The following is a 21516-nucleotide window of genomic DNA, read 5'->3' on the forward strand; positions in this document are numbered from 1 at the left end:
CACGCGCCTGAGGAGAATGTTATGGAAATAACCTGCCCCGTTTGCCATCACGCGCTGGAGCGCAATGGCGATACAGCGCATTGCGAGACATGCGCTAAAGATTTCTCGTTACAGGCAATGTGTCCTGACTGCCGCCAGCCGTTACAGGTGTTGAAAGCCTGCGGCGCAGTGGACTATTTTTGCCAGAACGGTCATGGTTTAATTTCAAAAAAACGGGTTAACTTCGTCATTTCCGATCAATAAAACCGCTGTCGACGTTGCGCCGCAGAGCAGAGGCGCCGACGTCTTATCCGGCTAAGGGCAAAAGCGTTATTCGATACTCCCGTAATATCAGCATAGTCTCCTGCCCGACGGCTATTTTATTCTTTTTATTGATTCAATTATTTATAGAGAATATTATTCCCAAAAATTAATATTAGAAATAAATAACAGCCTTGTTTTTATTTATTATATCAATATTATAAGTCTGTTTCATATTAAACTTTTCTTTTTAGGAATATATTTAGGTCTGTTAGTTATGATTCCATCTGAATCATCCATATAATATCTTTTCATCGAGGCGTGTTTATTTAACGACAGGGATATCATATGGTGCGAAGGATTCGCATTCTGGTTTTGCTATTAGTGTCTGGAGTATCGGTTGCGGCTTCCGGCGCAGATAACTCTGTATCTGCAAATGATGAAAGCCACTCCTCCTTGCCTGATTTAGCCAGCGAATCCGCGAAAAAAGAAGAACAGGAAAATAAAGGAAAGTCCTTTAAAGAACAGGGCGCTGACTACTTTATTAATTCCGCCACCCAGGGCTTTGATAATCTCACCCCGGAAGCGCTGGAATCCCAGGCGCGTAGCTATTTGCAAAACCAAATTACTTCCTCAGCACAGTCATATCTTGAAGGCGTAATGTCACCTTATGGCAAGATCCGTACCAGCCTCACCGTAGGCGAAGGCGGCGATCTGGACGGCAGTTCGCTGGATTATTTTATTCCCTGGTATGACAATCAGAGCACGCTTTTCTTTAGCCAGATTTCGGCTCAGCGTAAGGAAGACCGCACCATTGGTAACTTTGGGCTTGGCGTGCGCCAGAACGTCGGCAACTGGCTGCTTGGCGGCAACGCATTCTATGACTACGATTTTACGCGCGGTCACCGTCGATTAGGTCTGGGAACCGAAGCCTGGACAGATTACCTGAAATTCTCCGGCAACTATTACCATCCTCTTTCTGACTGGAAAGACTCCGAAGATTTCGACTTTTATGAAGAACGACCCGCGCGCGGCTGGGATATCCGCATGGAAAGCTGGCTGCCGTTTTATCCGCAGCTTGGCGCTAAATTAGTTTACGAACAGTACTACGGCGATGAAGTAGCGCTGTTTGGCACCGATAATCTGCAAAAAGATCCTCATGCCGTCACTTTGGGGCTGGAATATACGCCGGTACCGCTGGTCACGGTTGGTACGGATTACAAAGCCGGTACTGGCGATAGTAACGATTTTAGCGTTAACGCGACCGTGAACTACCAGATAGGCACGCCGCTGGCGGCGCAACTCGATCCGGAAAACGTTAAAATTCAGCACTCCTTAATGGGCAGCCGCACCGATTTTGTCGATCGCAACAATTTCATCATTCTCGAATATCGCGAGAAAGATCCGCTGGACGTCACGTTGTGGCTGAAGGCTGACGCCACCAACGAACACCCGGAATGCGTGATTGAAGATACGCCTGAGGCCGCGGTGGGGCTGGAGAAATGTAAGTGGACGGTCAACGCGCTGATTAACCACCATTACAAAATTATTTCTGCTTCCTGGCAGGCGAAAAACAACGCCGCCCGTACGCTGGTGATGCCGGTAGTAAAAGCTAATGCGTTAACCGAAGGCAACAATAACAGCTGGAATCTGGTGCTTCCTGCCTGGGTTAACGCCGATACCGAAGAGCAGCGTACCGCCCTGAACACCTGGAAAGTACGCATGACGCTGGAAGACGAAAAGGGCAATAAGCAGAACTCCGGCGTGGTGGAAATCACCGTCCAGCAGGATCGCAAAATTGAGCTGATCGTCGACAACATTGCCGATACCGATCGCAGCGATCACAGCCATGAAGCCAGTGCGCTGGCCGATGGCGAAGACGGCGTGGTGATGGATCTGCTGATCACCGATTCCTTTGGCGACTCCACGGATCGCAATGGTAACGAACTGGTGGACGATGCCATGACGCCTGAGTTGTACGACAGCAATGATAAAAAAGTCACCCTGGCCCAGACGCCCTGCACCACGGAAACCCCCTGCGTGTTTATTGCCAGCCGTGATAAAGAAGCGGGGACGGTGACGCTTTCCAGCACCCTGCCAGGCACTTTCCGCTGGAAGGCGAAAGCAGACGCCTATGGCGACAGTAACTACGTTGATGTCACTTTTATCGGCGACAACCTGAGCGCGCTGAATGCGGTGATTTATCAGGTCAAAGCCGCCAACCCTGTCAACCTTATCGGCAAAGAAGATAAGCACCCTACGGTCAATAATACCTACCGTTTCCTGCTGTGGCGCGACAAGAATAAAGACAATGTTTTTCAGATGTCCGAGCAGCTCACGGAAGAAGAGATGGCGCTGTACGACTACCAGTGGGAGTTTACCGGGCAGAGTACAAACGGACATACCGGCGCGTTGGCCAACACCATGAATGAAGATCTTGTCCTGCCAGTAACCAATAAAGAGGCGGCGCAGAAGTTTGCCGCCAATGAGGAAGATGGCGTTCAGGGTTACGGCATACGCGTTACGTATAGCCAGAAATAGCGTCAGCGTTATGGCTGACCAGCCAGCCGCTGAATTTGGAGAAAAAGGAGAGTCTGAATGCAAGCAACAGTAAAACGGCGGCTGACGAAGGTCGCTTTAGCATTAGTAGTTGCCGGATATTGCGCCGCGCCAGCGGTGGCGGCAAACGGTAATCTGAAATCGGGGCAGTGGCAGATTGTCTCTGAACAGACGGGTACCATTCAGGGTACGGTGCCGTGGATTACCCGTGCGGCGGATAAAACCGCGGATACCGACAAAGATCACGTAACGGTAACTATCGATCGCGGCGATCGTAAAATTGTGACCGAAGGCGATAAGCAGTTCCACGTTGGCGATAAGGTCACGGTGAACTGGGCGATTGGCGATACGGAAGGCGACCTCGACACCGACAACGCCGCCACGAAACAGACGGTGCAGTGGATGAGATACAGCGACCAGAATGGTAGCAATCCCGAAGAGATTGGCACCAAAGGTAGCGATACCTATGAAATTCAGGCGAGTGACGCAGACCATTATATCGGTATCAAAATCACGCCGACCACCACCACCGGTGACCCTGCCGTAGCAACCGAACTGTTGTTGAAAGACTTGTCGACCTATGCGGGCGGTGGTGCGGATGGGGATGACGACGATATTCCGGAAGGTCCGGTGGTGGATGACAACGTCCATGTGGTTATTCATGAGAAAGGTTCGAATACCAACCTGTTGAAGAATACAGGGACGACACTCAAAACGAATACCACCTATCAGGTATTGCTGTGGAGCGATAAGAACGGCAACGGCACCTATGATGCCGGTGAAAACGTTACCGACCAGTATGACTACCGCTGGAAATTCGTCGGCACCAGTAAAATTGCAGGTACTGGTACCGGCGGTATTGTCAACGAAAGCTGGAACGATAAAGACCTTGTCATCCCTGTCACCAACGTCGAAGCGAAAGCAGCGTTCGAGGGTGCGGAAGGCGGCGTTACCGTGGGTAGCGACGGTGTCCAGGGCTTTGGTCTGTCCATCGACTACAAACGCAAATAAGTTGTCCTCAACATACCACTCCTCGCGGGGAGTGGTATTTTCCGCGCACTTTGCTTAGCCGCGCGCTAAGCAAAGTGGGTTGAATTACGACAGAGAATGAAAACGGGTGGCTATCGCTCATGGACAGGAATCGGCAAGTGAATAAAGTTGTACATTTCTTACTGACATTACTGGTCATGTTTGCAGCGTCGATCGCGCCTGCGCAGGCGCTATTGAAGGGCGGAACCTGGCAAGAGCTGAACTCGACGACCGGCGCGGTTAACGGCACCGCGCCGCTGGCCGACGGCGCGATTATTCCCCTGTATCAGGGCAGTACGCTGCTTGACCCTACCAAAACCCACGATATTGAATTCAGCGCCATGCCGCGCGATTTTAGCGCGGATGCTGCCTCAACTTCGATGCAGGCGGTCAATTCCACCGATACCGAAGGCGATCTCTTTAGCGATCCGCCCACCATCGCCTGGGAAAACCGCCAGCCGCCCGCCATGGGTCTGGTATGGGCCGATGCCGCCACGCCCGATACGCCGCTCTCGCCGCAGCCGGTTCCGAACCTGACCTTTTGCGCCCAAAACCTCGCCGGGCGACAGCTGGTGGCCTGGGCGCAGGTGGAAGATGAAACCAACGTTCCCGCGCTGTGGCTCTTTACGAATACCGGGGTGCCGAATTATGCGACCATTCCGCTGTTAAGCCCGAAAGTGACGCTCAACATTAAACCGGCCACTGACACGCCGGTTACGGTCAGCGGCGATCACGTTGATTCGGCTTTTGAGGCATCAAAAGTGAAGGTAGGGGAGAGCATCACCCTCACCATCACCACCAAAGCGTGCGACGGCACGCCCGAAGGCAACGCGCCGTTTGTCATCCGCCGTAAAGATGCGGAAAACCGCCAGGGTGTGGTCAACAATGCCAACCCGGTTCGCGTTGGCGATACCGAACTTACGACCACCCAAACGGAATATCGCGGCGTCACTGACGCCAACGGCAACGCCACGGTGGTGGTCACCCAGAAGGAAGGCCCCGGCGTCAAAACGCCGCTGGTTGTCAGCTCGGTCAACTTCCCGGCGCTTACGGCTGAAACCGCCGTCATTTTCACCACTATCACCAGTCCGGACAGCGATAAGGCCAGTATGTACGGCCATATGGTGGAGAGCACCACCGCGACGCTGAACGGTATAACCTACACCTTCACCCGCCCGAAGCTGGCGGCGGAAGCGAGCGGCGCTGACAAAAGCGTCGTCGATACCAACGAAACCTGGACGCTGTTCGACTGGAACGGCGCCGATAACCATTGCAATATTCTGCCGGACGCCGAACAACTGGTGCAGATGCGACATGAGCACAGCACGCTGGCAACGTACACCGGCTGGCCGGCGACGGACGATGCCGAATACTGGTCGTCGACCAGAGATCAGATGAGCGGCTACCACGCTGCCGTACATATGAACAGCGCGTCGGTTGCCAGGGCCGCCGACAGCGACACGCTGCTGGTCAGCTGTGTGGATAAAGCCCAGCCTGCGGCGCACCCGCAGATTACTCTCTCCCCACAAGGGCCGTATAAAGCGCAGGTGGGGGACGAGATCGATCTGACGATGACCGTAGTCGACCGGGACACGCAAAAACCGCTGCCTTACCGTTATATGGAGCTGTTTATCGACCCGGCGACAAACCGCAAAGGGGAGCATCAGGACGCGTGGGATAACCAGCGGGTCACCGTCGATTCCGAAGGCATGAGAGCCTCGTCGCCGGAGCACTATACCGGCGTGACTGACGTTAACGGCCAGGCGCATCTGACGTTAAAACACGACAGCGGTATGGGGGTCGAAACGCCTATCCGCATCGTGATGCCGGACGACGAAGGCGGCAACGTCGAGCTGCCCTTTAGCGTGATTTTCACCGTAATCACCAGCCCGGACGTGGACGGCGCCAACATGTGGGGCCATATGCGCGGCGTGGTGGACGCGGGCAACCTGTACAAACGCCCGCTGCTGGCGGTGGAGGCCAGCCATAAAGACGGCCAGTTCGACGAAAACAACGAACAGTGGGCGACATTTAACTCCGTGGCGTCGGCCACCGCGCAGTGCGGTACCGGCCAGGTGCCGGATCAGTCGTCGCTGGCGCATTTGTACAGCGAACATGCGGGCGGGCAGATGGAAAGCGAGCACGGCTGGCCGACTGAAGATTATTTCATCGCCGCCGACAGCGACGCCTCCGGGACGGTACACGTCAACCTCGAAAACGGCGATAGCGGCAAATTTACCGATACGCCTAACTACCTGACCTGCTCGGCCAATGAAATGGTGGCGGTGCTGGACGTCTATTTCAACGACGACCCGGCGACCAAAAACGCCGATATGAGCGCCAAAGTGGGTGAACAGATTAAGCTCAACATCCATTCGCGCAACGCTCTTAACGGCATGGCGATCGCCAATACCGACTTCACCGTCACCATGGCGAACGGCAGGCGGCGCGACGGGCTGACGACCGGTTTTACCGATACCAGCAACGGCGAGATGCAGTTTGACGGCGTCGGCTACATTGCCGGACAGGTTTATCAGGGGATCACCGACGCCAACGGCGATGCGACCATTATCCTCACCCAGGATAAGGGCGTGGGGCTGCTGACGCAGTTAGGCATCGTGCCCGTCGATTCATACATCAATACGCCGGTTTCCCGCAGTGTGAAGTTTACCGTCGCCACCAGCCCGGATACGGCAAAAGCCAAAATGTGGGGCCATATGGCCGACACAATTACCGTGGGTGACTGGACCTTTGAGCGGCCCAAACTGGCGGGTGAAGTGAGCAACCCGCTGCGTACCCAGGACGAGAGCAATGAGACCTGGACGCGTGTGGCCCACACCGACGCGGCGAGCAACCCGGATGCGGGCGGCTGCGCGGCGAACCGCCTGCCGCGCATCGACCAGCTTGAGGCGCTGTACAACGCCAACAGCGGCGGCAAGATTCACAGCATTCAGGGCTGGCCAATCTATCTTAACTACTGGTCGTCCACCTACCAGAGCGCCAACACGTGGAAACTGATCGCGCTGGCGAACGGCAGTGAATTTGCCAACAGCAACGTCTCGATTTACACCAGCTGCCTGGCCAGCGACAACCCGGTACCAGCCGCCATCACCATTGAACCGGTCGATCCATCGCTGTGGTACGACGGCAGCGACGTGCATGCAGTCAAAGTGAAAAAGGGCGATACCCTACAGCTCAAGGTGACGGTGAAGGACGCCAGCGGCAACCCGATCCCGGAAGCGCCATTTGTGCTCACCCGCGGCGACGGTTACGATCGCCGGGGCGAAAAGTATACCGCTCAGGAAGGCGACGATCTGCAAGGCATCGTGACGCCCGTGGTGATCGACGGCGAATCGCTGGCCTGGACCACCACTAAAATGGGGGCACAGACCGGCCCTGACGGCACCCGCATTATTAGTGTTACCCGCCCGGACACCCACGGCACCCGCACCGCGATTAACGCGACGCTGTATGAAAATGCCGCCGTGAGCGCCAGCATTGACACCATCTTTACCGTCGTCACCAGCCCGGATGCCAGCGTCGCCCGCATGTGGGGGCATATGGCGCCGTCGCTGACGGCGGCAGATGGCGCGGTGTACCAGCGTCCGCTGTTGTACGCTGAGCTGGCCAGTACGGACAATACTACGTCTAAGCAAGAAACCAACGAAACCTGGGCGATTTTTCATGGGCCAGCCAATACAGGGGCAAATTCGGCCCGCTGCGCGGCGGGCTATTACCCTGCCGTTGAGGCGCTGGATTCGCTCTACAGCAAATACCCGAACCGAACGATAAATACTGCCCAGGGCTGGCCGGTCTACTATTCTTACTGGAGCGGATCGAACTCGACGTCACTCTCCAGCGGGGCAAAAGTTGACTTCTATTACGTAGTCGATCTGGCTGATGGTTCGCGTCGGTCAGAAAACAGCTCGCCCAACTCTGTCTGGCAGTACCAAATTTGCGCCAGGACGCCGATACCGCAGGCCACGCAGATCACCCTCACCTCCCCGCAGGCGATGGATGACGCTATTCAGGCGGTGAAGGCGAAAAACAGCGAGTCGATCCCGCTGCTCATCACCACTACCGATGCGATGGGCAACCCGATGCCTTATACGACTTTTTCGCTTAAACGCGACGCCGGGACGCCGCGCAACACTGACTATAATAAATTTGTAGCCACTAACGGCACCAACATGACGGTGACGCCGCTAGCCGGTGCGCAGCAACAGTTTTACTATGCCACATCGGCTCTGACCGGCGCCACCGGCGCGGACGGTACGCTGACTCTGACACTTGCCGAACCCGGCGGCATAGGGTTGAAAAACCTGCTGACCGCGAGTCTGTACGATACGCCGACGGCGACCTCATCGCTGCCGGTGGTGTTCACCGTCCTCACCAGCCCGGACAGCGACAAGGCCAACATGTACGGCCATATGCCGGAGACCTTCACCGCCAGCAACGGTGCGGAGTTTAAGCGCCCGCTGGTGGTAGGCGAGCCCTCATCAACGGCGCACACGGATACCTATTTCGAAACCAATGAATACTGGGTCATGGTGAATAATTTTAATACCGGTAATTACGGTGGGTGCCCGATGAACCAGATGGCTGCGATGGATGATTTCACGGCGCTGTACAACGATCACCCAGGCGGCAAGGTGGCGACCGATATTGGATTGCCCGTCGGGAAGCGGTGGTGGGCTGGCGATAGCCTGCTGAAAGGCTCAACCCTTTACTGGCAGTATAAAGATCTCAAGACGGGGAAAAACTACAGCATGTCGGAAAACCCGGGTAACTACTACTTACAACTCTGCCTGACAACATCGCGCAGCGGGCTGAATATCGCGCTCTCTTCCGACGCATGGAACGCCGATAAATCAGCGGCCGTGGCGAAAAAAGGCGAAACGATACCGATGACGGTAACGGTGACTAACGACGACGGGCAGCCGCAGGCCGGGGTGGCCGTACTGTTGACGCGTGGATACGCTTATTCGCGCGGTGCGGTGGATAAGCAATACATTGATCCCGGCGTGATTGGCGAGCCGGTTCCGTTTACAACTTCGCCAGCGAATATGATGCTGACGCCGGTTGCACCTGCGGGTACGGCAGTGGTGTTTAATAACCAGAATGGCCTCAGCACAAAATGGTCTGGCTTCACTGGCGATGACGGTAAGTTGCGGTTTACGTTAACTCAGGATAAATCGTCGGGGTTAAAAACGTCTGTCACGGCGGCGCTTGCGAATCAATTTGATGAGGCGGCGAGCGTGGATGCAATCTTTACGGTACAAACCAGCCCGGATACGCCGTATGCGTCATACTGGGGTCATATGCCGGATACCGTGCAGGTGAACGGCGTTACGCTGCGCCGCCCGTATCTGAAAGCCGAGCTCTCTGCCATGCCCCAGTATACCTGGCTGATGACTAACGAATACTGGGCGTCGAACTATTATTATCAGTCCGAGCACGTTGAAACATCGCTGACACATCTTTGCGGATCGCAGGAAAATATGGCCTCGCTGGACGATCTGAAAGCGTTGCAGAGCGTTATCGGCACGTTGCAATGGCCGACGACATCGTCCTGGGATTATGTGTCGCAAGATGAAGGTCAAAGCAATAAGTACTACTGTTCATTTAACGAAACGACCGGCCAGACAACCTGTACTCGTGAAAAATCGACGACCTCGGGCTTAGGCTCGTGCCGGGTGCCGTAGTGAATGGGGCCGGGAGCGCCTTTGAATGTTGGGTGACGCTTCGCGTCGCCCAACCTGGGTATCCCTTGCGGCTGGCGTTGTTCCGGTAGCGATGCATTTTTACGTTTTTGTATTCATGGAATGAACTGCAACGAAATGGACCTTTCTCAGGTACGTCAGTGAAATCGAAAAAGTATGTCGGTTTTTTATCCTGGCTGCTGCTATGCGCCCTCAGTTTAACGCCTTTCTTCGCGCAGGCCGTGCGAAGCAGCGGCGCATGGCAGGAACTCACTGAGCAAACTGCGGCTATTAACGGCACTCCGCCGCAGGCCGATAGTGTAACGATCCCGGTATATCAGGGCAGCGTTCAGTTGCGCTCTGATGCGGCGAATCCTGTAGCTCGTTAGGCTGGCCGACGCAGGGCTATCCCTGTTTATCTAAATCAACCTCGAGCGGCGGCATGTATTGCGGCGTGGATGAGAATACCAGGCAACAAAACTGCGCCATTAAGCCGGCAAGCACAGCAGGTTATGCGACGTGTGTGTATTAACGTATTACGCGTCTGGCGCTACCTATATACTCTAAATAATTCGAGTTGCAGGAAGGCGGCAAGCGAGCGAATCCCCGGGAGCTTACTAAAGTAAGTGACTGGGGTGAGGGAACGCAGCCGCAGCACATGCAACTTGAAATATGACGAGTATATTTAAAATAACGCCAGGTGTCGCATGATAATTCCCCCTTTTTGCCTCGCGCATCTATTTATCTCAATATATGAAATCATTAAATGATATTCACAATATAAATATATATAAAAGAGATGGATATATTTATATCAATTATAAATTAATCAAAAGTTGACCTGATATTGAAATAGGCCTTGAAATTGGTTAATAATTTGGCTTTGATAATATATTGTTACAGGTGATTGCAATCATTCATAAAACCATATTTTTATCATTTATTATTTATCTCATTTATATACACCATTTAAAAGCTATTTACAGCCAATCAAAATCCAGTTTGCTTCGTGAACGTTATTAAAAGGAAATTTAAAAATTGAACAGGACCTACAGTATTGTCTGGAGCGCCGTGCGAAATATGTATGTTGTGGCTTCAGAACTGGCGCGAGGCCACAGCAAAGTTAAAGCGCAAGTATGCGCGAGTGAAACCCATTCCCCAAATAAAAAGTCCGAATATGGACAAATAATAAAAGCAACGCGCGCGGCGCTGGCTTGCGCCGTGGCTGCGGCGCTCGGATTTTTCAGCCCGCTGGCCATGGCCGATAATCAAGTGTCGTATATCGATGGAAAATCTCACGACTTGAGCACAGAAACGTCTCCAATCTCTTATTCAGGTACCGGCCAGGGTACAGCACTGTCTCTGGAAGGTCTGCCAACGGATAAGGGGGGCTGGCAGGCAACGTCGGGTACAGGCACGGATGTTGTGATTGAAACAGACGGCGGTGGAGACATCCTCTCAGGTAGTATTCGTGCGATCGGCACGGCGGTTTCGCTTAACAAAGGGGCGACGCTTAACCTTACCGACGCACAAATCACTACGACAGGAATCTACACTGCCGGCATCGATCTCAAAGAACAAAGTAGCATGACACTAACGGGGGGAATCATCCAGATCGGGGGGAACTATGGTGTCCTGACGCTCAATGGCGAGTCAAAAGCAACCTTGATAGGGACTGAGGTTAAGGCGACAACGGAAAATACCAGTGACTTAACATCGCAAGAAGGAAGTACGCTGAGAATTGAGGGCGGCAGCACAATCACGCTGACAAACGGCCAGGTGCGTGTGGTTGGCGATACGACATACAACTCCTGGCTGGAGGTGGACGGTAGTGCAGTTAGTTCCACGGGTACAGACAGTACTGTTATTGCGTCCAACAAGGGCGTTCTTGATATTACGAACTCTACCGTCACGCACGATAATGCCAAAGGCGCCGCCATTGAGGCCGCTAACGCCTCAACGGTGAATATTTCCGGCGACAATAAAAGCTCAATGTTCATTAAATCCGAAGGCATAGGCATTAAAAGCGCGAGATCTTCCGTCAACATTGACGGTGCCACCGTCGAAGCCAAAGGCGATGGCATTTTGATGACCACGGGAGGTAGCACCTTTTACAGCAATATCTCCGGACTGACGGTCGAAAATGCGGACGTGACTTCATCAGACGCCGCCGCGCTGCACGTTGATAAAAACACGGTGATAGAAACGCCCATTACACTAACCGACAGCACATTGACCGGCCCAACGGCTATTAAACTGGATAATGCGGCAACCGTAGAGGCCAAAAACACAACGCTGAATGGCAACATTGAAGCGGGGAGCACAGTATCGGCCTTGTCGCTGGCCGAAAAATCCTCACTGCAAGGGAGCGTCAACGGCCTGAACAGTTCATTGTCGCTCGACGACACCAGCCTGTGGAACATGACCGACCCGTCAACCGTCGGCAACCTGACCAACGACGGCGGCATTACGCTGGGCAACGCGAGCGGTTCGACAGGTACGCTGCTGACGGTGGATAATACCCTGACCTTGCAGGACGGCAGCCAGATAAACGCGACGCTGGATACCGCCAACAGCTCGCCAATTATCAAAGCCGCCAACGTCACGCTGGACGGGACGCTGAACCTTAGCTCAACGGCCACCTTTGTCGCGCCCGAAACCGACGAACACTTTGGATCGGTCACGCTGATTGATTCGCAAACTGCGATCACTACCGATTTTGACAGCGTAACGCTGGATGCCGACATTTCCGCTATGCCGGATTACCTTACGATCAACGCGGGCGTTGATGCGAATGATAATACCAACTACGTGTTGTCTACGGGCTTGAGTTGGTACGCGGGCGCAAATTCTGCGCGCGCTGCGCATGGCACTTTTACCGTTGATGCAGACAGTACCTTTACCGTCACCAGCGAACTGGACGAAACCACGGCTACCTCCGACTGGGATGGCAGTAAGCTAACCAAACAAGGCGACGGCACGCTGATCCTCAGCAACACCGGCAACGACTACGGCGACACTGAAATTGTCGGCGGCATTCTGGCCGCCAAAGACGCCGCCTCGATCGGCACTGGCGATGTGACGATTGCAGAAAGCGCAACGCTTGCGCTGAGCCAGGGCACGCTGGATAACAACGTGACCGGCGAGGGCCAAATTGTCAAAAGCGGTAGCGATGAGCTGATCGTGACCGGCGACAACAGTTACTCCGGCGGCACCACTATTTCCGGCGGTACGCTGACGGCTGACCATGCGGATTCGCTGGGGACCGGGACTATTGCCAACAGCGGTGTGCTTCAGGTCGGCGAGGGCGAACTGGAAAATACGCTCTCCGGCAGCGGCTCGCTGGTGAAAACCGGCACAGGCGAGCTGACGTTAAGCGGCGATAACACTTACTCCGGCGGCACCACTATTTCCGGCGGTACGCTGACGGCTGACCATGCGGATTCGCTGGGCAGCGGCGATATCGACAACAGCGGCGTGCTTAAGGTGGGCGAGGGCGAGCTGAAAAATACGCTTTCCGGCAGCGGTTCGCTGGTGAAAACCGGTACCGGCGAGCTGACGTTAGGCGGCGATAACACTTACTCCGGCGGCACCACCATTACCGGCGGCACGCTGACGGCTGACCATGCGGATTCGCTGGGCAGCGGCGATATCGACAACAGCGGCGTGCTTCAGGTGGGCGAAGGCGAGCTGGAAAACACCCTTTCCGGCGCCGGTTCGCTGGTCAAAACCGGTACGGGCGAACTGACGCTAAGCGGTGACAACAGTTACTCCGGCGGCACCACTATTTCCGACGGCACGCTGATTGCTGACCATGCGGATTCGCTGGGGACCGGGACTATTGCCAACAGCGGCGTGCTTAAGGTGGGCGAAGGCGAGCTGGAAAACACCCTTTCCGGCACCGGTTCGCTGGTGAAAACCGGTACCGGCGAGCTGACGCTAAGCGGCGACAACAGTTACTCCGGCGGCACCACCATTACCGGCGGTACGCTGACGGCTGACCATGCGGATTCGTTGGGCAGCGGCGATATCGCCAACAGCGGCGTGCTTCAGGTCGGCGAGGGCGAGCTGAAAAATACGCTTTCCGGCAGCGGTTCGCTGGTCAAAACCGGTACCGGCGAGCTGACGTTAAGCGGGGACAACAACACTTACTTCGGCGATACCACCATCGCTGGTGGTACGCTGATTGCCGCCAACGTCAACGCGCTGGGCAGCGGCAATATCGACAACAGCGGTACGCTGATGCTGGATGCCAACGGCGCATTTAAGCTTGCGAACGTCACCACCCATAGCGGTGCCACTACCGCGCTGGCAGCGGGCAGCACCCTTGACGCGGGCCAGTTCACCCAGGAAGACGGCAGTACGCTAAGTATTGACCTCGGCGCGGCCACCGACGACGCCGTGATTACCGCCGACAGCGTCGCGCTGGGCGGCACTCTGAATGTTACCGGCATTGGCAGCGTTACAGACAGCTGGACGCCTGAGGCATACACCTACACGCTGATTGGCAGCGACAGCGCCATTACGACCGATTTCGACGATCTGACCGTCGCGGGAATGAATAGAGAAGATGTTGACTTCCTGACTATCGACGGAAAAGTCGATGAAACGGACAACACCAACTATGACCTGACGGCCTCCCTCTCCTGGTATGCGGACAGAGACAACGCCACTACCGACGCCCACGGCACCTTTACCCTGAGCGACCCTGACGGCAGCTTTAACGTCGCGGCTACACTGACAGACGTTGATGACACGCTGGATCCGGGTAGCAGATGGGACGGTAAATCGCTGACCAAAGAAGGCGCAGGCACGCTGATCCTCTCCGGCGACAACGACTACAGCGGCGGCACCACCATCAATGAAGGTACGCTGGTCGCCGCCAGTACGACGGCGCTGGGCACCGGTCTGGTAGACAATAACGCCACGCTGGTGCTGGACGCAGACGGTGAAGTCAGCGCGGTGGGCGGCATCACCACTCATAGCGGCGCGACGACCCAACTGGCGCTCGGCACCTCGTTGGATCTCGGCGACAGCGCGTTAATTCAGCAAGATGGCAGTACGCTGAACGTTGAGCTGAATAGTGACTCAGTGCAACCGCTGATTACCGGCGGCAGCGCCACGCTTGGCGGCGATTTGGTCGTCAGCGACGCCAGCCTGCAAGCGCGCGCCTCCGATGCGGAGTTCCAGTCCTTTAAACTGATGGATATGGACAGCGATATCAGCGGCGACTTTACCAGCCTGACGATGAACCTCACTGACCAGCCGGACTATCTGACCGTAACCGGGACAATCAATCCTGCAGATGCGTCAGAATATTTGCTTACCGAAGGGCTGAGCTGGAATGCGACCGCCACGTCAGCGACGCCAGCACACGGCTCGTTTACCCTGGGCGCAGGCGACAGTTTTGAAGTCACCAGCGTACTGGGCGATAAAACCGGCAACGGCGACTGGGATGGTAAAACGTTGACCAAACTGGGCGCGGGTAAACTGACGCTGAGCGGCGCGAACACCTATAGCGGCGATACCAACGTACAGGAAGGCACGCTGTGGCTGTCCGGGGACGGTACGATTGGCGAAATGGGCAGCCAGCAGGCAGTAAACGTTGCCTCCGGGGCGACCTTCGGCGGCAGCAACGGTACGACCGTTAACGGTAAGGTGACCAATGAAGGGACGCTGGTCTTTGGCGACAGCGAGGAGACAGGCGCTATCTTCACCCTCAATGGCGATCTGATCAACATGGGGACAATGACCAGCGGTAGCAGCTCCAGCACGCCTGGCAATACGCTTTATGTTGATGGCAATTACACCGGCAACGGCGGCTCGCTTTACCTGAATACCGTCCTGGGCGACGATGATTCGGCGACCGATAAGTTAGTCATTACCGGCGATGCCTCCGGCACCACCGATCTGTACATCAACGGCATCGGCGATGGAGCACAGACCACTAACGGTATCGAAGTGGTGGATGTTGGCGGCGTATCGACCAGCGATGCGTTTGTGTTAAAAAATGAAGTTAACGCTAGTCTGTATACCTACCGTCTGTACTGGAATGAAAGTGACAACGACTGGTATCTGGCATCAAAAGCACAGTCTGATGATGACGACAGCGGCGGTGATGACACGCCTTCGGATGGCGGTGACGATGGCGGTAATGTCACGCCTCCGGACGACGGCGGCGATGTCACGCCTCCGGACGATGGCGGCGATGTCGCACCGCAGTACCGTGCGGATATCGGCGCGTACATGGGCAACCAGTGGATGGCGCGCAACCTGCAAATGCAGACCCTCTATGACCGCGAGGGCAGCCAGTATCGTAATGCCGATGGCAGCGTATGGGCGCGCTTCAAAGCGGGTAAAGCGGAATCCGAGGCTGTCAGCGGCAATATCGATATGGACAGCAACTACTCCCAGTTCCAGCTAGGCGGCGACATTCTGGCCTGGGGTAACGGCCAGCAGAGCGTTACCGTTGGCGTCATGGCGAGCTACATCAACGCCGATACCGACAGCACCGGTAACCGTGGCGCAGACGGTAGCCAGTTCACCAGTAGCGGCAACGTAGACGGCTATAACCTTGGCGTCTATGCCACCTGGTTTGCCGATGCCCAAACGCATAGCGGCGCGTATGTCGACAGCTGGTACCAATATGGTTTCTACAACAACAGCGTAGAGAGCGGTGATGCGGGTTCTGAATCTTACGATTCAACCGCTAACGCCGTCTCGCTGGAAACCGGTTATCGCTACGATATTGCGCTTAGCAACGGCAATACTGTCAGTCTGACGCCGCAGGCGCAGGTTGTCTGGCAGAATTACTCAGCGGATAGCGTGAAGGATAACTACGGCACCCGGATCGATGGTCAGGATGGCGACAGTTGGACAACGCGTCTGGGTCTGCGTGTTGACGGCAAGCTGTACAAAGGCAGCCGTACGGTTATCCAGCCGTTTGCTGAAGCTAACTGGCTGCACACCAGCGATGATGTGTCGGTATCGTTTGATGATGCCACGGTAAAACAGGATCTTCCGGCTAACCGTGCGGAGCTGAAAGTGGGTCTGCAGGCAGATATCGATAAGCAGTGGAGCGTTCGCGCTCAGGTTGCCGGGCAGACTGGTAGCAATGATTTTGGCGATCTGAACGGTAGCCTGAATCTGCGCTATAACTGGTAAGTTAGACAAAACCGGGCGGGCGTTCCCTGCCCGGTTTTGAGGCGAATGACAAACCGGTTGATCGTCAGATTATGGCTACACCTTATCCGACGTGGCGCGTAGGTTGGCTGAGGCGAAGTCGAAACCCAACATCGAGCTACAAAGGGTGGGGGGGTGTTGGATTACGTTCCCGGCGTGACGGATTTGACTTCACTTTCAAGCCAGCCGTCCTCCAGCCGCGTAGTCATAATATCGCCTGCTTTGACCTGTTTGATCTTTTTCAGCACCTTGCCGTTCGTTGTCGTCGAAACCGTATAGCCGCGCGCCAGCGTGGCTAACGGGCTGACCGCCTCCAGATGCGTGACCGCGTTGCCGAAACGCTCGCGCTGTTCGCTTAACCGTGAGCGGATATTCTCCGTCAGACGATATTCCAGCTGTTGGATGCGCGACTGCGCGCGGTGAATGCGCGGCTGCGGATTTTGCTGGCTCAGGCGTTGACTTACGCGTTGCTGACGCTGAGTGGCCTGCTTAATCCTGGCCTCAAGCGCAAATCCCATCCGTTGGCGTAGACGTTCCAGCGCGGTTTGCTGACGGGCCAGACGCAGTTGCGGATGTTGCTGTTGCAGACGGTGAAAAATCTGCGTGAAACGACGGCTGCGGTTGGCGAGGTAGTAGTCCATCGCCATGCCCAGACGCTGCTGGGCGGACTGGATCTGACGCAACAACTCCTGCTGGTTACGGCTGACAATTTCTGCCGCTGCTGATGGCGTCGGCGCGCGCAGGTCGGCGACAAAATCAGCTATCGTGACGTCGGTTTCGTGGCCGACGGCGCTGACTACCGGAATGCGGCTGGCAAAAATCGCCCGCGCCACGCGTTCGTCGTTAAAACTCCACAAATCTTCCAGCGAACCGCCGCCGCGTCCGACGATCAGTACATCACACTCGCCCCGCGCGTTCGCCAGTTCGATAGCACGAACGATCTGCCCCGGCGCGTCGTCGCCCTGGACCGCCGTCGGGTAGATAATTACGGGCAGGGATGGGTCACGACGCTTTAGCACGTGGAGAATATCGTGCAGCGCCGCGCCGGTTTTCGAGGTGATCACCCCCACGCAGTGGGCCGGGGAGGGCAACGGCTGTTTATGCTGCTGATCGAACAAGCCTTCGGCCTGCAGTTTGGCTTTTAGCTGCTCATATTTCTGCTGCAACAAGCCTTCGCCCGCGGGCTGCATACTTTCGGCGATGATTTGATAATCGCCGCGCGGCTCGTACAGCGTAATGTTGGCGCGTACCAGCACCTGCTGCCCGTGCTGCGGACGGAACGTCACCCGGCGGTTGCTGTTACGGAACATCGCACAGCGCACCTGAGCGGTATCGTCTTTGAGCGTAAAGTACCAGTGGCCCGACGCAGGCTGCGTGAAATTAGAAATCTCGCCGCTGATCCATACCTGTCCCATCTCCTGTTCCAACAGCAGACGAACCGTCTGGTTAAGGCGGCTTACGGTAAAAATTGAGGAAGTTTGAGAGGATAACATGTGAGCGGGATCAAATTCTAAATCAGCAGGTTATTCAATCGATAGTAACCTGCTCACGGGGGATCGCAAGCACTATTTGCAAAAAAATGTAGATGCAACCGATTACGTTCTGTATAATGCCGCGGCAATATTTATTAACCTCCCAGGTGAGATATTGCCCATGCTACGTATCGCTAAAGAAGCCCTGACGTTTGACGACGTCCTCCTTGTTCCCGCTCACTCCACCGTTTTGCCGAATACTGCCGATCTCAGCACGCAGTTGACGAAAACCATTCGTCTGAATATTCCTATGCTTTCTGCGGCGATGGACACCGTGACGGAAGCGCGCCTGGCAATTGCCCTGGCCCAGGAAGGCGGCATTGGTTTTATCCACAAAAACATGTCTATTGAGCGCCAGGCGGAAGAAGTTCGCCGCGTGAAGAAACACGAGTCCGGCGTAGTGACCGACCCGCAGACCGTCCTGCCAACCACCACGTTGCATGAAGTGAAAGCCCTGACCGAGCGTAACGGTTTTGCGGGCTATCCGGTGGTGACTGAAGATAACGAGCTGGTGGGGATCATCACCGGTCGTGACGTGCGTTTTGTGACTGACCTGAACCAGCCGGTTAGCGTTTACATGACGCCGAAAGAGCGTCTGGTGACCGTTCGTGAAGGCGAAGCCCGTGAAGTCGTGCTGGCAAAAATGCACGAAAAACGCGTAGAAAAAGCGCTGGTCGTTGATGATAACTTCCATCTGCTTGGCATGATTACCGTAAAAGATTTCCAGAAAGCGGAACGTAAACCAAACTCCTGTAAAGATGAGCAGGGCCGTTTACGTGTCGGCGCGGCGGTCGGCGCAGGCGCGGGCAACGAAGAGCGCGTTGACGCGCTGGTGGCGGCAGGCGTTGACGTCCTGCTGATCGACTCTTCTCACGGTCATTCGGAAGGTGTTCTGCAACGTATCCGTGAAACCCGTGCTAAATATCCTGACCTGCAAATCATCGGCGGCAACGTCGCCACTGGCGCAGGCGCTCGCGCACTGGCGGAAGCCGGTTGCAGCGCGGTGAAAGTGGGTATCGGCCCGGGTTCCATCTGTACCACTCGTATCGTGACTGGTGTGGGCGTTCCGCAGATCACCGCTGTTTCTGACGCAGTTGAAGCGCTGGAAGGCACCGGGATTCCGGTTATCGCTGACGGCGGTATCCGTTTCTCCGGCGATATCGCCAAAGCCATCGCCGCAGGCGCGAGCGCTGTCATGGTGGGCTCTATGCTGGCCGGTACCGAAGAATCGCCGGGCGAAATCGAACTCTACCAGGGCCGTTCGTACAAATCCTACCGCGGTATGGGTTCTCTGGGCGCGATGTCCAAAGGTTCCTCCGACCGTTACTTCCAGAGCGACAACGCCGCCGACAAACTGGTGCCGGAAGGTATTGAAGGCCGCGTAGCCTACAAAGGTCGCCTGAAAGAGATCATTCACCAGCAGATGGGCGGCCTGCGCTCCTGTATGGGCCTGACCGGTTGTGCTACCATCGACGAACTGCGTACTAAAGCGGAGTTTGTGCGTATCAGCGGTGCGGGTATCCAGGAAAGCCACGTTCACGACGTGACCATCACCAAAGAGTCCCCGAACTACCGTCTGGGCTCCTGATTTTCTTCGCCCGACCTTCGCGTCGGGCGATTTATTTAATCTGTTTCACTTGCCTCGGAATAAGCGTCAATGACGGAAAACATTCATAAGCATCGCATCCTCATTCTGGACTTCGGTTCTCAGTACACTCAACTGGTTGCACGCCGCGTGCGTGAGCTGGGTGTTTACTGCGAACTGTGGGCGTGGGATGTGACAGAAGCACAAATTCGTGACTTCAACCCAAGCGGCATTATTCTTTCCGGCGGCCCGGAAAGCACCACCGAAGAAAACAGCCCGCGCGCGCCGCAGTATGTCTTTGAAGCAGGCGTGCCGGTATTTGGCGTTTGCTATGGTATGCAGACCATGGCGATGCAGCTTGGCGGTCATGTAGAAGGTTCTAATGAGCGTGAATTTGGTTACGCGCAGGTCGAAGTGTTGACCGACAGCGCGTTGGTTCGCGGTATTGAAGATTCCCTGACCGCCGACGGCAAACCGCTGCTTGATGTCTGGATGAGCCACGGTGATAAAGTGACGGCGATTCCGTCCGACTTCGTGACCGTCGCCAGCACCGAGAGCTGCCCGTTCGCCATTATGGCCAACGAAGAAAAACGCTTCTACGGCGTACAGTTCCACCCGGAAGTGACCCACACCCGCCAGGGTATGCGGATGCTGGAGCGTTTTGTGCGTGATATCTGCCAGTGTGAAGCGCTGTGGACGCCGGCGAAGATCATCGACGACGCCGTGGCGCGCATTCGCGAGCAGGTGGGCGACGACAAAGTGATCCTCGGCCTTTCCGGCGGCGTGGATTCTTCCGTCACCGCGATGCTGCTGCACCGCGCCATCGGTAAAAACCTGACCTGCGTGTTCGTAGACAACGGTCTGCTGCGTCTGAACGAAGCCGAGCAGGTGATGGACATGTTCGGCGACCACTTTGGCCTGAACATTGTTCACGTGGAAGGCGAGCAGCGCTTCCTGGAAGCGCTGAAAGGCGAGAACGATCCGGAAGCCAAACGTAAGATCATTGGTCGTGTGTTCGTGGAAGTGTTCGACGAAGAAGCGCTGAAGCTGGAAGATGTGAAGTGGCTGGCGCAGGGGACTATCTACCCAGACGTAATTGAATCTGCCGCTTCCGCTACCGGTAAAGCACACGTCATCAAATCTCACCACAACGTGGGCGGCTTGCCGAAAGAGATGAAGATGGGGCTGGTTGAGCCGCTGAAAGAGCTGTTCAAAGACGAAGTACGTAAGATTGGTCTGGAGCTGGGCCTGCCGTATGACATGCTGTACCGTCATCCGTTCCCGGGGCCGGGCCTCGGCGTTCGTGTTCTGGGTGAAGTGAAGAAAGAGTACTGCGACCTGCTGCGTCGCGCGGACGCTATCTTCATTGAAGAGCTGCGCAAAGCGGATCTGTACGACAAAGTCAGTCAGGCGTTTACCGTCTTCCTGCCGGTCCGTTCCGTTGGCGTCATGGGCGATGGTCGTAAGTATGACTGGGTTGTCTCTCTGCGTGCCGTCGAAACCATCGACTTTATGACCGCGCACTGGGCACATCTGCCGTATGACTTCCTCGGTCGTGTTTCCAACCGCATCATCAATGAAGTCAACGGGATTTCCCGTGTGGTGTATGACATCAGCGGTAAACCACCGGCTACCATTGAGTGGGAGTGATCCCACGTCCGGCATAGACTGGCACCAAAGAGCATTA

Annotated in this window: 8 protein-coding genes and 1 pseudogene; 8 read left to right on the top strand and 1 reads right to left on the bottom strand. The window is 55.6% G+C overall.

Features of this window, described 5'->3' with window-relative positions; translation table 11 throughout:
• Positions 1-21 precede the first annotated feature (21 nt).
• The 6 genes and pseudogenes from ABVM99_RS13190 (at position 22) to shdA (ending at position 16694) form a co-directional block, all read left to right on the top strand.
• Complete coding sequence (locus ABVM99_RS13190) at positions 22-243, top strand: zinc ribbon domain-containing protein (RefSeq protein ID WP_000406469.1); 222 nt, start codon at positions 22-24, stop codon at positions 241-243.
• 345 nt (positions 244-588) lie between these two features.
• Positions 589-2781, top strand: coding sequence for an intimin-like inverse autotransporter SinH (sinH, locus tag ABVM99_RS13195; protein ID WP_001529524.1), 2193 nt, complete (start codon positions 589-591; stop codon positions 2779-2781).
• 57 nt (positions 2782-2838) lie between these two features.
• Complete coding sequence (locus ABVM99_RS13200) at positions 2839-3810, top strand: SinI family autotransporter-associated protein (protein ID WP_023195325.1); 972 nt, start codon at positions 2839-2841, stop codon at positions 3808-3810.
• A 119-nt stretch (positions 3811-3929) separates the two neighbouring features.
• Positions 3930-9533 (top strand): DUF823/DUF824 repeat adhesin RatA, encoded by a 5604-nt coding sequence (ratA, locus tag ABVM99_RS13205; protein ID WP_072210509.1) that lies wholly within the window; start codon positions 3930-3932, stop codon positions 9531-9533.
• Positions 9534-9691: 158 nt separating this feature from the next.
• A pseudogene (locus ABVM99_RS13210) lies at positions 9692-9910 on the top strand (hypothetical protein); the annotation flags it as partial.
• A gap of 658 nt (positions 9911-10568) precedes the next feature.
• Positions 10569-16694: a fibronectin-binding autotransporter adhesin ShdA gene (gene shdA / locus ABVM99_RS13215; RefSeq protein WP_052938552.1), complete on the top strand. Its 6126-nt coding sequence runs from the start codon at positions 10569-10571 to the stop codon at positions 16692-16694.
• 161 nt (positions 16695-16855) lie between these two features.
• Here the strand turns inward: shdA and xseA are convergent, their stop codons facing one another.
• Positions 16856-18205 (bottom strand): exodeoxyribonuclease VII large subunit, encoded by a 1350-nt coding sequence (gene xseA / locus ABVM99_RS13220; protein ID WP_020899077.1) that lies wholly within the window; start codon positions 18203-18205, stop codon positions 16856-16858.
• A 160-nt stretch (positions 18206-18365) separates the two neighbouring features.
• On the opposite strand from xseA, the gene guaB reads away from it, so the two are divergent.
• Positions 18366-19832 carry an IMP dehydrogenase gene (gene guaB / locus ABVM99_RS13225; RefSeq protein WP_000944174.1) on the top strand — a complete coding sequence of 489 codons (1467 nt, stop codon included), beginning with the start codon at positions 18366-18368 and terminating at the stop codon, positions 19830-19832.
• Positions 19833-19901: 69 nt separating this feature from the next.
• Positions 19902-21479 (top strand): glutamine-hydrolyzing GMP synthase, encoded by a 1578-nt coding sequence (gene guaA, locus ABVM99_RS13230; RefSeq protein ID WP_023195870.1) that lies wholly within the window; start codon positions 19902-19904, stop codon positions 21477-21479.
• The last annotated feature ends 37 nt before the right edge of the window (positions 21480-21516 follow it).

This window comes from Salmonella sp. SJTUF15591 (genome assembly GCF_043356435.1).
Classification (GTDB): Bacteria; Pseudomonadota; Gammaproteobacteria; order Enterobacterales; family Enterobacteriaceae; genus Salmonella; species Salmonella enterica.